At 66.4% G+C, this 14,337-nt stretch carries 12 protein-coding genes; 6 read left to right on the forward strand and 6 right to left on the reverse strand.

The features are described 5' to 3' along the window. Positions 1-12: 12 nt before the first annotated feature. The 3 genes from ACREXZ_RS20790 to ACREXZ_RS20800 all read right to left on the reverse strand — a co-directional run bounded on the left by ACREXZ_RS20790 (position 13) and on the right by ACREXZ_RS20800 (position 2,181). The gene (locus ACREXZ_RS20790; protein WP_431766000.1) at positions 13-405 is read right to left on the reverse strand and encodes a Rieske (2Fe-2S) protein; all 393 of its coding nucleotides are present in this window, start codon (positions 403-405) and stop codon (positions 13-15) included. Then, a complete protein-coding gene (locus ACREXZ_RS20795) occupies positions 402-1,061 on the reverse strand; it encodes an HAD-IA family hydrolase (RefSeq protein ID WP_431766001.1) in 660 nt (219 codons plus the stop codon). Before ACREXZ_RS20795 ends, ACREXZ_RS20790 begins: the two co-directional genes overlap by 4 nt. Positions 1,062-1,167: 106 nt before the next feature. Beyond that, positions 1,168-2,181 (reverse strand): RluA family pseudouridine synthase, encoded by a 1,014-nt coding sequence (locus ACREXZ_RS20800; protein ID WP_431766002.1) that lies wholly within the window; start codon positions 2,179-2,181, stop codon positions 1,168-1,170. 730 nt (positions 2,182-2,911) lie between these two features. Between ACREXZ_RS20800 and ACREXZ_RS20805 the strand changes: the two genes are divergently transcribed. The 6 genes from ACREXZ_RS20805 (at position 2,912) to ACREXZ_RS20830 (ending at position 10,321) form a co-directional block, all read left to right on the forward strand. Beyond that, entirely contained in the window at positions 2,912-6,172 is a 3,261-nt protein-coding gene (locus tag ACREXZ_RS20805; RefSeq protein ID WP_431766003.1) for an Rne/Rng family ribonuclease, read from the forward strand. A 192-nt stretch (positions 6,173-6,364) separates the two neighbouring features. Continuing rightward, complete coding sequence (gene moaA, locus ACREXZ_RS20810) at positions 6,365-7,489, forward strand: GTP 3',8-cyclase MoaA (protein WP_431766004.1); 1,125 nt, start codon at positions 6,365-6,367, stop codon at positions 7,487-7,489. 13 nt (positions 7,490-7,502) lie between these two features. Further along, positions 7,503-8,123, forward strand: a complete 621-nt coding sequence (gene mobA / locus ACREXZ_RS20815) for a molybdenum cofactor guanylyltransferase MobA (protein ID WP_431766005.1) — start codon at positions 7,503-7,505, stop codon at positions 8,121-8,123. A gap of 80 nt (positions 8,124-8,203) precedes the next feature. Then, positions 8,204-9,499, forward strand: coding sequence for a molybdopterin molybdotransferase MoeA (gene moeA, locus ACREXZ_RS20820; RefSeq protein ID WP_431766006.1), 1,296 nt, complete (start codon positions 8,204-8,206; stop codon positions 9,497-9,499). Positions 9,500-9,557: 58 nt separating this feature from the next. After that, positions 9,558-9,833 (forward strand): hypothetical protein, encoded by a 276-nt coding sequence (locus ACREXZ_RS20825; protein WP_431766007.1) that lies wholly within the window; start codon positions 9,558-9,560, stop codon positions 9,831-9,833. Continuing rightward, positions 9,833-10,321 (forward strand): N-acetyltransferase family protein, encoded by a 489-nt coding sequence (locus tag ACREXZ_RS20830; RefSeq protein ID WP_431766008.1) that lies wholly within the window; start codon positions 9,833-9,835, stop codon positions 10,319-10,321. Before ACREXZ_RS20825 ends, ACREXZ_RS20830 begins: the two co-directional genes overlap by 1 nt. A gap of 30 nt (positions 10,322-10,351) precedes the next feature. Here ACREXZ_RS20830 and ACREXZ_RS20835 read toward each other — a convergent pair whose 3' ends face one another. From ACREXZ_RS20835 to ACREXZ_RS20845, 3 genes are read right to left on the reverse strand one after another with little or no spacing between them, the layout of a single operon-like run. Next, positions 10,352-11,836, reverse strand: coding sequence for a DNA recombination protein RmuC (locus ACREXZ_RS20835; RefSeq protein ID WP_431766009.1), 1,485 nt, complete (start codon positions 11,834-11,836; stop codon positions 10,352-10,354). Continuing rightward, on the reverse strand, positions 11,833-12,822 hold the full coding sequence (locus tag ACREXZ_RS20840; RefSeq protein ID WP_431766010.1) for a 2-hydroxyacid dehydrogenase: 990 nt from the start codon (positions 12,820-12,822) through the stop codon (positions 11,833-11,835). The genes ACREXZ_RS20835 and ACREXZ_RS20840 overlap by 4 nt, the downstream gene beginning before the upstream one ends. A gap of 55 nt (positions 12,823-12,877) precedes the next feature. After that, on the reverse strand, positions 12,878-14,311 hold the full coding sequence (locus tag ACREXZ_RS20845; RefSeq protein ID WP_431766106.1) for a sodium:proton antiporter: 1,434 nt from the start codon (positions 14,309-14,311) through the stop codon (positions 12,878-12,880). Positions 14,312-14,337 lie beyond the last annotated feature (26 nt).

The following is a 14,337-nucleotide window of genomic DNA, read 5'->3' on the forward strand; positions in this document are numbered from 1 at the left end:
GAGAGTCGAATATCAGAGGGGCGCCGGACGCAGATCGCCGTCGGGAAGCCAGAACACCACGCGGCCTTCCGGCGTATCGCGTTCGTCCACCCGGAGCGCGCGCAGCCGGCCGCCACGGCACGGACCGCCGACACATTTACCCGTGTCCGGCTCGTAAATCGCGCCGTGCGTGGCGCACATCAAGTATAAACCGGACGATTCGAAGAACTGGCCTTCGACCCAGTCGAGTTCCATCGGCATGTGCGCACAGCGGTTCAGGTATCCGTAAGCGTCGCCGCCATAGCGCACGAAGAACACGACCGCGTCGCTGCCCGCAAAGGTCGCAGCACGCCGCACCGCCGTGCCGCCGTCGACCAGTTCGTCGGCGGCGCAGATCCGCACCGGCTCCGGCGCGTCGTCGCTCACGCGTGCTCTCGCAGCCACGCTGACAGCGACGCGACGCTCTGCGCGACGAAGCGCGGCGACAGCGCCTCGAGCGGCCCGGCCGGATGCGCGCCGTAGGTCACGCCGATCCCGGCCACGCCCGCGTTGATTGCCATCTGCAGATCGTGCGTTGTATCGCCGATCATCACCGTGCGCGCAAGGTCCTGACCGAGTTCGCGAGTGAGTTCGTGCAGCATCGCCGGATGCGGCTTCGAAAATGTCTCATCGGCACAGCGCGTGCCGTCGAACAGGCTCGTCAGCCGCGCCTGGTCGAGCGCGCGATTCAGGCCGACCCGGCTCTTCCCGGTCGCGACTCCGAGCAGATAGCCCTCGTCGCGCAGATCCCGCAGCATGTCGCGCACGCCGTCGAACAGTTCGGTGGTCTGATCCTTCACCAGATAGTGAAAACGGTAGCGCTCGGCGAGCCGCGGATAGTCGGACGGATCGAGCGTCGGCGCGGCGATCTGCAACGCGTCGCGCAAGCCGAGGCCGATCACGTAGCTCGCGGACTGGTCGCTGGGTACCGGCAGGCCGAGATCGCGACAGGCGGACTGGATGCTGCGCGTGATGTGCGCGGTCGAATCCATCAGGGTGCCGTCCCAGTCGAAGACGATCAGATCAAATTGCTGTCGAGCCATGCGGATTTCGTCTCGCTTTCAGATTGGAATCGGGTGGCGCCGTCGTGCCGACGGCTTCTGGTTCTGCTGAGGACTTGTTACCAGCCCCCGGCCCGCGCCGCCCTCATTAATACTTGTCGCCGCTTTCCTCGCGCATCTGCCGAAGCTCGTCGACGAAACGCCGGCAATCGGCGGGCAGCGGCGCCTCGAACTGCACCGTTGCGCCGGTCGCCGGATGCGTGAGCTTGAGCCGGTACGCGTGCAGGAACATCCGTTTCAGGCCAGGATGCGCATCGGCGCGGGCGAGCGCCTTGTTCAGCGCGAAATCGCCGTATTTCGCGTCGCCGATGATCGGCAGCCCGAGATGCGCCAGATGCACGCGGATCTGATGGGTACGGCCGGTCTTCAGTTCCGCTTCGATGAGCGCGTAGTCCGGCCAGCGATCGACCAGATTGAACACCGTGTGCGACGGCAGGCCGTCCGGCTGCACGCGCACGCGCCGCTCGCCGTCCGGCAGCAGGTACTTGTGCAGCGGCTCCTTCACGATCCGGCGGCGCCCCCAGTCGCTCGACCACTCGCCGTGGGCGCACGCATAGTACCGCTTGTCCATCCGGTTCTCGCGGATCTGCTCGTGCAGCCCGAGCAACGCCGTCCGCTTTTTCGCGAGCATCAGCACACCGGACGTCTCGCGATCGAGCCGGTGCACGAGTTCCAGGAATTTTGCTTGCGGACGGGCCTGCCGCAACTGCTCGATCACGCCAAATGCGACGCCGCTGCCGCCGTGGACGGCGACGCCCGCGGGTTTGTCGATGACCAGCATGTGGTCGTCCTCGAACAGCACCGGAAAGTGCGCGGCCGGCACGTTGGCGCCCGCGACCGGCTCGGTGGTCTGGGCGACGCGGATCGGCGGAACGCGCACGATGTCGCCCGGCACCAGCCGATATTGCGCATCTATCCGGCCCTTATTGACCCGCACCTCGCCGCTGCGCAGGATCCGGTAAATATGGCTTTTGGGCACCCCTTTACAGATGCGCAACAGGAAATTGTCGATGCGCTGACCGGCCGAATCCTCGTCGATTTCGAGCATCGAGACCTGGTCGCCTGCGACCGGTTTCTGGGAAATTTTGCCTAACTCTTTCATTCTGAATATAATTTGCCCAGCAGTCTGCGGTGGCCGGCGCATCGACCGGTAGCTGGGCGGACTGCGCAGGTGCAAGCGATAAAGGCTTATTTTACTTGCGCCGGGGCAGGTTGCTCACCCCGAAATCAAGATGCAACAAGTTGCACGCACGGATCCAGTGCCAGGCAGGGACGGCGCCCACAGGCGCGTTCGGTCAGGATCGGCTCCGACGGTAACGGAATTTTGGTAAAAAAGAATTTAACTGGCGGGCGTCGTCGGCAGGCAGCGAAAGCTGTCGCCGGGCGACGCGGCCAGTGGCGAAAATACGGCGTGCGCCTCGTAGCGTTTCGCGAGTGAATGCGAAACAGGGCGACGTCAGAATGAGGCGAGACACCCAGGTGGGAAGTCGGGCGTTTTGAGCAAGCTTCCCGCACGCGGCATGGCCGCGGTCTTCGCGGCACCGGTTTTGCGCCCAGTCGGCGCGCCGGGAACGCAAATGAAGACGCAAACGGCAGCCTGCCCGACCACCGTAGCGTGTCGTGTCGTTATTTGAAGCCGTATTCGCCTGTGCCCTGCGGCACCGTGTCCTTTTTCAGCCGGACCGGGCCCCCTCAGGCAATTCTCCCGCCAACGTTCCCGCTCCAGCGTGCCCGTGACAACACAATAAGGTGCGGCGCGCCGCCGCCCTCACTGTTCCTGCGACTGACAACCGCGGGACGTGGGCCGGTGCAAGCCGCTCTGGAGCCGTTCAATGAAACGCATGCTGTTCAATGCGACGCAGCAGGAAGAACTGCGCGTCGCCATCGTCGATGGGCAAAAACTCATCGATATCGACATCGAAACCGCCGGGCGCGAACAGCGCAAAGGCAATATCTACAAGGGCGTCATCACCCGCATCGAGCCGTCGCTCGAAGCCTGCTTCGTCAACTACGGCGAAGACCGCCACGGCTTCCTGCCGTTCAAGGAAGTCGCCCGCCAGTACTTCCGCGACGGCGTCGACATGCGCTCCGCGCGCATCCAGGACGCACTCCGTGAAGGTCAGGAGCTGATTGTCCAGGTCGAAAAGGAAGAGCGCGGCAACAAGGGCGCCGCCCTCACCACGTTCATCTCGCTCGCCGGCCGCTACCTCGTGCTGATGCCGAACAATCCGCGCGGCGGCGGCGTGTCGCGCCGGATCGAAGGCGACGACCGCCAGGAACTGCGCGAAACCATGGCGCAGCTGGAATTGCCGGAAGGCATGAGCATCATCGCCCGCACGGCCGGCATCGGCCGCAACTCCGAAGAACTGCAGTGGGACCTGAATTACCTGATGCAGCTGTGGCGCGCGATCGAAGCCGCGTCGCAGAGCGGCTCGGCCGGCCAGCCGATGCTGATCTATCTGGAATCCAGTCTCGTCATCCGCGCGATCCGCGACTACTTCCAGCCGGACATCGGCGAAATTCTGATCGACACCACCGAAATCCATGACCAGGCCCGCGCCTTCATGGATATCGTGATGCCGGATAATGTCAGCAAGGTGAAGCGGTATCACGACGACGTGCCGCTGTTCTCGCGTTTCCAGATCGAGCACCAGATCGAAACCGCGTATTCGCGTACCGTCCCGCTGCCGTCCGGCGGCGCGATCGTGATCGACCACACCGAAGCGCTCGTCGCGATCGACGTCAACTCGGCGCGCGCCACCAAGGGCGCGGACATCGAGGAAACGGCCGCGCGCACGAACCTCGAAGCCGCCGACGAAGTCGCCCGCCAGTTGCGTCTGCGCGACCTGGGTGGCCTGATCGTGATCGACTTCATCGACATGGAATCGGCCAAGAGCCAGCGCGACGTCGAGCAGCGCCTGAAAGACGCGCTCAAGCACGACCGTGCGCGCGTCCAGATGGGCAAGATCTCGCGCTTCGGGCTGATGGAACTGTCGCGTCAGCGGCTTCGTCCAGCGTTGTCCGAAGGCAGCCACGTCACCTGCCCGCGCTGCAACGGCACGGGTCACATCCGCGATACCGAATCGTCCGCGCTGCAGGTCCTGCGGATCATTCAGGAAGAAGCGATGAAGGAAAACACCGCGGCGATCCACTGCCAGGTGCCGGTCGAAGTGACCGCCTTCCTGCTGAACGAGAAGCGCGCGGAAATCAACAAGATCGAGTCGCGCTTCAAGGTCAACGTCGTGTTGATCCCGAACAAGCATCTCGACACGCCGCACTACAAGCTCGAGCGCCTGCGTCACGACGACGCGCGCCTCGACGAACCGCGCGCGTCGTGGAAGATGGCCGAGGAAGCCGCTCACGAGCTCGAATCGGAAACCGGCTACAGCAAGCGCACCGAAGAAACGAAGCCGAAGCAGGAAGCCGCGGTCAAGGGCATCACGCCTGAAAAGCCCGCACCGAGCGCACCGGTCAAGCCCGCAGCAGCACCGACGCCGGCACCCGTCGCCGTGACGCCGGCTGCCGGTGGCTTCATCGGCTGGCTGAAGAACCTGTTCGGCGTGCAACCGGCTGCGCCGGCTCCGGCCCCCGCAGCGGCCGAGAAACCTGCCCGCCCGGCCCGCGAACAGCGTGGCGAGCGTGCTGCCGGCGGCAACGACCGTAACCGCAACCGCCGTGGCGGCAATGCGGGCGCACGCAGCGAGAACGCCGTCGGCGGCCGTCAGGGCCAACCGTCGCAACGTCGCGACGAGCAGCGCGAAGGTCGTGAGGGACGCGAAGGCCGCGAGGCCCGCGAACCGCGCGAGGCTCGTGAACCGCGCGAAGCCCGCAACGGCCGCGAACCGCGTGAGGGTCGCGATAACCGTGAAGGCCGCGAAGTGCGTGAAGGTCGCGAAAATCGGCCTGAGCGCGTCGAACGCGGACAGGATCGTGGCGAACGCGTCGAAGCTACCGAAGGCTCGGCCCGCCCGGAACGCGGCGAGCGCCGGGATCGCGGTGAACGTCGCAAGCAGCAGCCGGAAACCGCCGAATCGCTGAACCAGAACGAACTCGACGCAGTCGCGTTGGCACCGGTTGAGACGGGTCTCGGCGAGAACCCGGCACTGGCCGATCAGGAAAGCGCCGCACGTGACGGCGAAGAACGTCGTCGCCGTCGTCGCGGCCGCCGTGGCGGTCGCCGCGAGCGCGACGAAGAGAACGTCAACGTGAATCATGCCGCCGACGTCGCCGAAGCAGAAGGCGAAACGGCCGGCACGATAGCCGAAGCACCGGTACGCACGCAGGAACACACGGGCCGTCACGAGACGCCAGTCGCCGCACCGTCGGCCGCACCGGTCGAAGTGGCCGTCGCCGCTGTCGCGACGGAAACCGCCGTCGTAACCGAACTGCACGCCGCATCCGATACGCCGACGCTCGCCGCCGAGCAGGTCGCGAAGACCGAAACGGTCGAGCCGGTTGTCGAGCCGATCGCCGTCCCGGCAGCCGCACCGATCGCCGCGGAAACGGCTGCGACGCCGGTAGTTGCTGACGAACCGGCACGCGAAATGACACCGGCTGCATGGTCGGAGGCTCCGGCCGTCGATCACGCACCGGCCGTCGAAGCGTCCGCACTGGAACCGGCACCGGCCGCATCGGAAGCCGCACCTGCGGTCGCCGTCAGCGAGCCCGCTCCGGCTGTGGTTGCTGCTGCGGAAGCTTCAGAAGCGCCCGTCGTCGCCCAGCCCGCGGTCGAGCAACACGTCGAAACGCGCGTCGAATCGCGCGTCGAGTCGCACGTCGAGCCGACCCCGCAGGTCAAGCGTCAACCCGAGCCCGTCGCTGCACCCGTAGTTGCAGTCGCGCCGGCCCCCGCCCCGCAAGCAGCCGCTCAACCGGCTGGGCCGCGCAACGGCCCGTCCGCGGAAGCGTTGCAGCCGATGCTCGAAAGCGCCGGTCTGGTGTGGGTCAACACCGACACCGACAAGCTGCGCGCCGCGCAGGAAGCCGCAGCACAGACCGTGAAGCCGGCCCGCGCGCCGCGCGAGCGCAAGTCGCTGCCGCCGGTCGACGCTACGCCGATGCAGCAGGTCGAAACGGTCCGGTCGCAGCACTAAGCCTCTGACGTTGTTGTCGTAAAGAAGCCCGCCCTCCCGGCGGGCTTTTTCTTGTCCGTGACGCCTGAAAAGCCCCTGAACGCCGCCACCATCGTTCCGCAAGATCGTCGCGAGGGTCGCCCCGGACTGCTCCGATCGGGGCCTTCCGCTAGAATGAAAGCTGTAACCAGAATGAATCGACCCGAACCGGCCATGTCCCGACGCATCATCCCTGTCACCGACGTCAGCGCAATGCCTGCAATACCTGTCGTCGTCGCTGGCTCCGCATCGATCCCGCGCGGCGTGCTGCACGACACGTTCGCGCGGCCGCTGCGCGATCTGCGCATCTCGGTGACGGACCGGTGCAACTTCCGCTGCGTCTACTGCATGCCGCGCGCGGTATTCGACAAGGACTATCCGTTTCTGCCGCATGCCGCGCTACTGACTTTCGAGGAAATCGAGCGTCTTGCGCGCGTGTTCGTCGCGCACGGCGTCGAGAAGATTCGTCTGACCGGCGGCGAGCCGCTGCTGCGGAAGAATCTCGAATTCCTGATCGAGCGGCTCGCGCGGCTGCGCACCCCCGAAGGCCGGCCGCTCGATCTCACGCTCACCACCAACGGCTCGCTGCTCGCGCGCAAGGCGCGCAGCCTGAAGGATGCGGGCCTCACTCGCGTCACCGTGAGTCTTGATGCGCTCGACGATGCATTGTTCCGCCGGATGAACGACGCCGACTTCGCGGTCGCCGATGTGCTCGAAGGCATCGCGGCCGCCGATGCCGTGGGTCTGGCGCCGGTCAAGGTCAACATGGTCGTCAAGCGCGGCACGAACGATGCCGAGATCATCCCGATGGCGCGCCGCTTCCGCCATTCCGGCGCGGTGCTGCGCTTCATCGAATACATGGACGTGGGCACGTCGAACGGCTGGAACATGACCGAAGTGCTGCCGTCGGCCGACGTGATCGCGCGAATCGCCGCGCACTTCCCGCTCGCGCCGCTCGACCCGCACAGCGCTGCCGAAACGGCGCAGCGCTGGGGCTATGCGGACGGCGCCGGCGAGATCGGCGTGATCTCGAGCGTCACGCGCGCGTTCTGCGGCACCTGCACGCGCGCTCGTCTGTCGACGGAAGGCAAGCTGTACCTGTGCCTGTTCGCGTCGGCGGGACACGATCTGCGCGCGCTCGTGCGCAGCGGCGCGAGCGACGCGGAGATCGCCGGCGCGGTCGAGCACATCTGGCAGCAACGCGACGACCGCTATTCGCAGCTGCGCGGCAGCGCCGCCGCACCGACCGCGCAGGCGACGGATGCACGCCGCGTCGAAATGTCCTACATCGGCGGCTGACGCCGCGCCGCCGATGGCGATCCTCTCCACGCAGATCACTGGCCTCCTCCTCGCGGGCGGACGCGGCACGCGCATGGGCGGCGTCGACAAAGGACTGCAGACGCTGCACGGCGAACCGCTCGCCGCTCACGTGCTGAAGCGCCTCGCTCCGCAAACCGGCGCGCTGCTGATCAGCGCGAACCGCCATGCGGAGCGCTATGCCGAACTGGGCGCGGCTTATCACGCACACGTCGTCGCGGACAGCACGACGCTGCCGGATTTCCCCGGTCCGCTCGCGGGCCTGCTCGCGGGCCTGCAAGCCGCCTCGACACCGTTCGTACTCAGCGCGCCGTGCGACTCGCCGTGGCTACCCGCCGATCTCGCCACGCGTCTCGCCACCGCGCTCGAAACACAACACGCCGACATCGCCACAGCAGCGACGACCGACGTACACGGCGACATATCCGCACATCCGGTTTTCGCGCTCGTGCGCACGTCGCTCGCCGACGACCTCACCGCCTTTCTGCAAGCCGGCGAGCGCAAGGTGCGCGCGTGGTACGCGCGCCACACGACGGTCGAAGTGATCTTTGACGACGAGCGCGCGTTCTACAATGTCAACTCTTTACAACAACTCGCCGACCTCGAACGTGCGTGAGGCCTTCGCAGCCTCCGCCAGCGCCGCCGGCATCGGCCCGGCCAGCAACGCACCCGCCTCCGCCGCCACGCTCCCGATTCATGACTGCCCCTGACGACTTCTCCCATTGCGTCGCCCAGTACGACCCGCACGCGTTGCCGGTCCACGCTGCGCAGGCGATCGTGCGTCAATGGGTCACGCCGCTCACAGCGATCGAACACGTGCCGCTGCACGATGCACTCGACCGCGTGCTGGCCGAAGACGTTGTCTCGCCGATCGACGTCCCCGTGCACGACAACTGCGCGATGGACGGCTACGCATTCCACAGCGCGGCGCTCGGCGCGGGCAGTGTCGAAGTTGCGCTGAACGTCGTGGGGAAGGCGCTCGCCGGCCATCCGTTTGCGGGCACCGTCGCGGCCAACGCATGCGTGCGCGTGATGACCGGCGCGTGGCTGCCGGACGGTTGCGACACGGTCGCGCCGCAGGAACTCGTCGCGCTCGACGGCGACACGGTCCGCTTCGCTGCCGACGCATTGCGCGGCGGCGCAAACTGCCGCCATGCTGGCGAAGACCTCGCACGCGGCGGCCTCGCGCTGCATGCGGGACGCGTCGTGCGGGCATCGGACGTCGGGCTGCTCGCGTCGCTCGGCATCGATGAAGTCGCGGTACGGCGCCGGTTGCGCGTCGCGTTCTTTTCGACCGGCGACGAACTGCGCTCGCCGGGCGAACCGCTCCCGCCAGGCTGCGTGTACGACAGCAACCGCCACACGCTCGCAGCAATGTTGTGCCGGCTGAATGCCGAAGCACTCGATCTCGGTATCGTGCGCGACGAGCCCGCGGCACTCGAAGCCGCACTGCGCCACGCCGCGGCGAGCGCAGACGTCGTGCTGAGTTCGGGCGGCGTGTCGGTTGGCGAAGCGGACTTCACCCGCAAACTGCTGCAGAGCTTCGGCGACGTCGCGTTCTGGAGTCTCACGATGCGCCCCGGCAGGCCGCTCGCATTCGGCCGCATCTGGTCCGGCGAACGGCCGGGCGCGGGACGCCCCGCCCTCTATTTCGGCCTGCCGGGCAACCCGGTCGCGGTGATGGTGACGTTCTATCTGATCGTGCGCGAAGCGCTGCTCGCGATGTCCGGCGCAACGCCGCAGCCGCCGGTGCTGATCGCCGCCGCGAGCCGCGAAGCGATCCGCAAGCGAGCCGGTCGTACCGAATACCAGCGCGGCATCGCGGAACGCGACGCGCGCGGCCATTGGCAGGTCGCGCCCACCGGCTCGCAGAGCTCGGGCGCTTTGAGTTCGATGAGCGAAGCCAACTGCTTCATCGTGCTCGCGCACGAGCAGGAAAATATCGACGCAGGCGACACCGTGGATATCATGTTGTTCGACGGGCTCGTCTAGGCGGTCGGCCACCGCCTCACTTTTCACGCAACTACTACGACCACCGGGTTTGACTCACATGAAAAAACAGATCTCGTTCATCGCACCGGGACAGACCGCCAAGGCACTGATTCTGGTCTATCTGACCTTCAGCGTGCCGATCGTGCTGCTCGGCGTGCTGGTCGCGTTCGTGCGCTACGGGTCGGTGGAACTCAGCACGATCTTCAGCGCGCTGCTGCTGAACGCGATTCTCGGCTTCATCCTGCTGTGGATCGCGTGCCATGCGTACAACTGGGTAGCGTCGCGTTTCGGCGGCATTGAAATCCAGCTGAGCGACGCGCCCGAGGAAGCGTAATGGCCGCGGTGTTGCGCGCCGCGACGCCGGACGACGTCGGCGCGATCTACTCGCTGATGCACGAGCTGGCCGAGTACGAAAAGCTCACGCACCTGTTCGTCGCGACCGAGGCCGGTGTGCACGACGCGCTGTTCGGCCCGAGCCCCGCATCGGAAGCGCTGGTCGCCGACGACGCCAGCCGCATCGTCGGCTATGCGCTGTACTTCCACAATTTCTCGACGTTCCTCGGCCGCCGCGGCCTTTACCTCGAAGACCTCTACGTGCAGCCGACGCAGCGCGGCAGCGGGCTCGGCACCGCGCTCCTGCAACGGCTCGCGGCGCTCGCCGTCGAACGGCAGTGCGGCCGCTTCGAGTGGACGGTGCTCGACTGGAACCAGCCGGCGATCGATTTCTATCAGAAGATGGGCGCGACCGTGCTGCCCGACTGGCGCGTGGTGCGGATGACCGGCGCCGCGCTCGAAGCGCTCGCGGCCAACGCGAAAGACTGACGGCAAGTAGCGGCGCAGCCGCTGCCAAGCTCAAGACTCGTCGGCCTCCGACCCAGCCAGCAGATCCCCCGCCTCCCCGAGCAGACCGCTCGCCTGCTCGCCGGGCAACGCCTCGACGTCGCGCAGCTTGCGGTTCATCACGCGCGCGCGTTGCTCGGCCAGGTCGATCGAATTGGCGACCGTCTCGAGCTGCTTCTTGGTTTTCGCGAGCACGTCGCCGAATTTGCCGAACTCTGTCTTCACCGCGCCGAGCACCTGCCACACTTCGCTCGAACGTTTCTCGATCGCTAGTGTGCGGAAGCCCATCTGCAGGCTGTTCAACAACGCGGTCAGCGTGGTCGGCCCCGCGATCGTCACGCGATAGTCGCGCTGCAGCAAGTCAGTGAGACCCGGACGTCGCAGCACTTCGGCGTAGAGTCCTTCGGTCGGCAGATACAGCAGTGCGAAATCGGTCGTGTGCGGTGGCGACACGTATTTCTCCGAGATCGAGCGTGCCTCGGCGCGGACCCGCGCTTCGAGCGCACGCGACGCCTCTTCGACCGCGACCGGGTCCGCGCGCTCCTGCGCATCGATCAGCCGCTCGTAGTCCTCGCGCGGAAACTTCGCGTCGAGCGGCAGCCACACCGGCTCGGTGCTACCGTCGGCCGACAAGGAACGCCCCGGCAGACGGATCGCAAACTCGACGCGCTCGCTGCTCTTCGGTACGGTCGCAACGTTCTTCGCGTACTGGTCCGGCGTGAGCAGCTGTTCGAGCAGCGCTTCGAGCTGCACTTCGCCCCACGTGCCGCGCGTCTTCACGTTGGTCAGCACTTTCTTCAGGTCGCCGACGCCGGCCGCGAGCGTCTGCATTTCGCCGAGTCCGCGATGCACCTGCTCGAGCCGGTCGGACACCAGCTTGAACGATTCACCGAGCCGCTGTTCGAGCGTCGCATGCAGCTTCTCGTCGACGGTGCGGCGCATTTCTTCGAGCTTCGTCGCGTTGTTCGTCTCGATATCCTTCAGGCGCGCTTCGAGCGTCGCGCGCACTTCGGCGAAACGGCGATCGTTCGCTTCAGTCAGTTGCAACAGCTGCTGCGTCAGCGTGTCGCCGAAGCGCTTCAGCGTCGCGCCCTGCTCTTCGCGCGCCTGCTGTGCCTGCAGCTGCAGACTCTGCCGCACCGAGTCCAGTTGCTGCGCGTTGGTTTCGGTCAGCTTCACGAGCTGCTGCGCGAAGCCCTCGATCTTGCCGTTCTGCACGGTAGCGATGCTGGTCTGCTGCGCGGAAAACGTCTGCTGGAACTGCGCGAAAGCACCGCTCAATTCCGTGCGCGACGCGCGCGCGGTATCGACGATCTCGCTGCGCAGTTCGCGTTCGAGCCGCTCGAACGCGCGCGTCTGCGTGTCGGTAGCGGCGACGATACGCTCGCCCAGATCGGCTGAGTGTCCCACGCGACGCAGCACGAACAGCAACGCGACGACGAGCAGCACCGCCAGCACGGCGAGCACAACGACGACCGTAACAAGCAGCGGCGTCATGCGCGCGCCTTGCCGAGCACGTCGGGGTTCACCGGATTCGGCGGACGACCCGCCTGCGGCCCCTCGCCCAGTGCCGCGATCAGATTGTCTGCCGCGAGATTCGCCATCGCGCGTCGCGTCGCTTCGGTCGCGCTCGCGATGTGCGGCGTGAGCACGACATTCGGCACCGTGAGCAGCGCCGGGTTCAGCTTCGGCTCGCCCTCGTACACGTCGAGCCCGGCCGCCGCGATACGCTTCGCGCGCAGCGCATCGACCAGCGCCGCGTCGTCGACGATGCCGCCGCGCGCGATGTTGGTCAGCGTCGCGGTCGGCTTCATCAGCGCGAGTTCGGCGGCACCGATCGTGTGATGGCTTTCCTTTGTGTACGGCAGCACGAGCACGACGTGATCGGCCTCACGCAGCAGCGCTTCTTTCGACAGATACTGCGCACCCAGTTCGGCCTCGATCTGCGGCGCAACGCGAGAACGGTTGTGATACACGACGCGCATGCCGAAGCCGCGCGCGCGGCGTGCAAGCGCCTGGCCGATGCGGCCCATGCCGACGACGCCAAGCGTCGTACCGTAGATGTCGGTGCCGAGAAAGCCGTCGTACGCCCACTTCTGCCACTGGCCCGCGCGCAGCCAGTGCTCCGACTCGACGATGCGCCGCGCGGCGGCCATCATCAGCGCCCAGCCGAAGTCGGCGGTCGATTCGTTCAGCACGTCCGGCGTATTCGTCGCGAGCACGTTCGCCGCGTTGAACGCGGGGATATCGAAATTGTTGTAGCCGACCGCCATGTTCGACACGACCCGCAAGCGCGGCGCCAGCGCGAGCGCGGCCGCACCGACCGGATCACCCGCGGTCAGCGCGCCGTCCTTGTCGGCGAGGCGACGCTTCAGTTCGTCTTCGGCGAGCACGTCGCCGTTGTTCCAGTCCACTTCGAAATACTGCTTGAGACGCTCGATCACGTCCGGAAAAATCGGACGCGCAACCAGAATCTTCTGCATTGCCTTGCTCCAGAAACAGCATCGCCGCGCACACGCGCGACGCGCTCATTCGTCTTCAGAAAAACAGCCAGCCCGTCACCAGAAACACCGGAATCAGTATTGCGCCGGACCATCCAAGATAGCCGAAGAAACCCGGCATGCGCACGCCGCGCGACTCGGCGATCGCCTTCACCATGAAGTTCGGCGCGTTACCGATATAGCTGTTCGCGCCCATGAACACGGCGCCCGCGGAAATCGCCGCGAGCGTCGTCGCGCCGGTGGTCATCAACGTCTGCGCATCGCCGCCCGCGAGATTGAAGAACACGAGGTAGGTCGGCGCATTGTCGAGGAACGACGACAGGATACCCGTCGCCCAGAAATACATCGCATCGTCCGGACGGCCGGACGCATCGTTGACCAGATGGACGATCCCCGCGAACGCGCCCGCGTCGCCCGCGCGCAGGATCGCGATCACCGGTGCGATCGTCACGAAGATCGCGGCGAACAGCTTCGCGACCTCTTCCATCGGCGCCCAGTTGAAGTCGTTGCCCGCGCGCGCGGTGCGCGGCGTCACGGTGAGCGACACCAGCGTGACGACGATCAGCAGCCCATCGCGCACCGCGTTCTGCAGCGCGACGTGCGTGCCGGCTACATCGAACGAGATGCCGGGTTTCCACAGACCGCTCATCAGCACGAGCGCGATCACCGCGGCGAGCAGCACGAAGTTGATCTTGCCTTCGACCGTGAGCTTCGGCGCATCGGGCGTCGGATCGAGCGCGGCGGGACGCTCTTCTTCGCGTCGATGGAAATAGTACGAGTCGATCGCGTAGAACGCGGCGAGCAGCACGACGCAGACGAACAGCATCGGCAGCGCAAGATGCTGCGTGGTCCAGAAAAAGCCGACGCCGTTCAGGAAGCCGAGGAACAGCGGCGGATCGCCGAGCGGTGATAGCGAGCCGCCGGCATTGGCGACGAGAAAGATGAAGAACACGACGACATGCACCGTGTGCTGTCGGTTGTCGTTCGCGCGCAGCAGCGGGCGGATCAGTAGCATCGCGGCGCCGGTCGTTCCCATCACGCTCGCGAGCGCAGTGCCGAGCACGAGGATCGCGGTATTCAGGCGTGGCGTGCCGTGCAGATTTCCGCGTACGCAGATGCCGCCCGCGACCGTGTACAGCGCGGTCAGCAGCACGATGAACGGAACGTACTCTTCGAGCAGCGCATGCACGAACGTGCCGAACGCCGGTGCGACGCCGAACGCGACTGCGAACGGCAGCAGAAACGCGATACCCCACGCAGCCGCGAGCTTGCCGAAATGGTGATGCCAGAACGCCGGCGCCACGAGCGGGAACAGCGCGATCGACAGCAGCACGCCGGCGAACGGCGCACCCCACCACGCGGACAGCGCGGCGCCGTCAGGAGCCGTGGCTACTGCGGCGGCGGCGAACGGCGACCACATCGCGCATGCGGCGGCCAATGCGAGGCATGCCGAAGCGGCATGTCGTTTTATCACTTTGTATCCTTGCAAATGGGACG

Source organism: Paraburkholderia sp., assembly GCF_050742655.1.
Lineage (GTDB): Bacteria > Pseudomonadota > Gammaproteobacteria > Burkholderiales > Burkholderiaceae > Paraburkholderia.

Bases quoted from the DNA above. Each gene is read 5' to 3' on its own strand.
- ACREXZ_RS20795 (WP_431766001.1), bottom strand. From the start codon at position 1,061: ATGGCTCGACAGCAATTTGATCTGATCGTCTTCGACTGGGACGGCACC.
- ACREXZ_RS20800 (WP_431766002.1), bottom strand. From the start codon at position 2,181: ATGAAAGAGTTAGGCAAAATTTCCCAGAAACCGGTCGCAGGCGACCAG.
- ACREXZ_RS20805 (WP_431766003.1), top strand. From the start codon at position 2,912: ATGAAACGCATGCTGTTCAATGCGACGCAGCAGGAAGAACTGCGCGTC.
- moaA (WP_431766004.1), top strand. From the start codon at position 6,365: ATGTCCCGACGCATCATCCCTGTCACCGACGTCAGCGCAATGCCTGCA.
- mobA (WP_431766005.1), top strand. From the start codon at position 7,503: ATGGCGATCCTCTCCACGCAGATCACTGGCCTCCTCCTCGCGGGCGGA.
- moeA (WP_431766006.1), top strand. From the start codon at position 8,204: ATGACTGCCCCTGACGACTTCTCCCATTGCGTCGCCCAGTACGACCCG.
- ACREXZ_RS20825 (WP_431766007.1), top strand. From the start codon at position 9,558: ATGAAAAAACAGATCTCGTTCATCGCACCGGGACAGACCGCCAAGGCA.
- ACREXZ_RS20830 (WP_431766008.1), top strand. From the start codon at position 9,833: ATGGCCGCGGTGTTGCGCGCCGCGACGCCGGACGACGTCGGCGCGATC.
- ACREXZ_RS20835 (WP_431766009.1), bottom strand. From the start codon at position 11,836: ATGACGCCGCTGCTTGTTACGGTCGTCGTTGTGCTCGCCGTGCTGGCG.
- ACREXZ_RS20840 (WP_431766010.1), bottom strand. From the start codon at position 12,822: ATGCAGAAGATTCTGGTTGCGCGTCCGATTTTTCCGGACGTGATCGAG.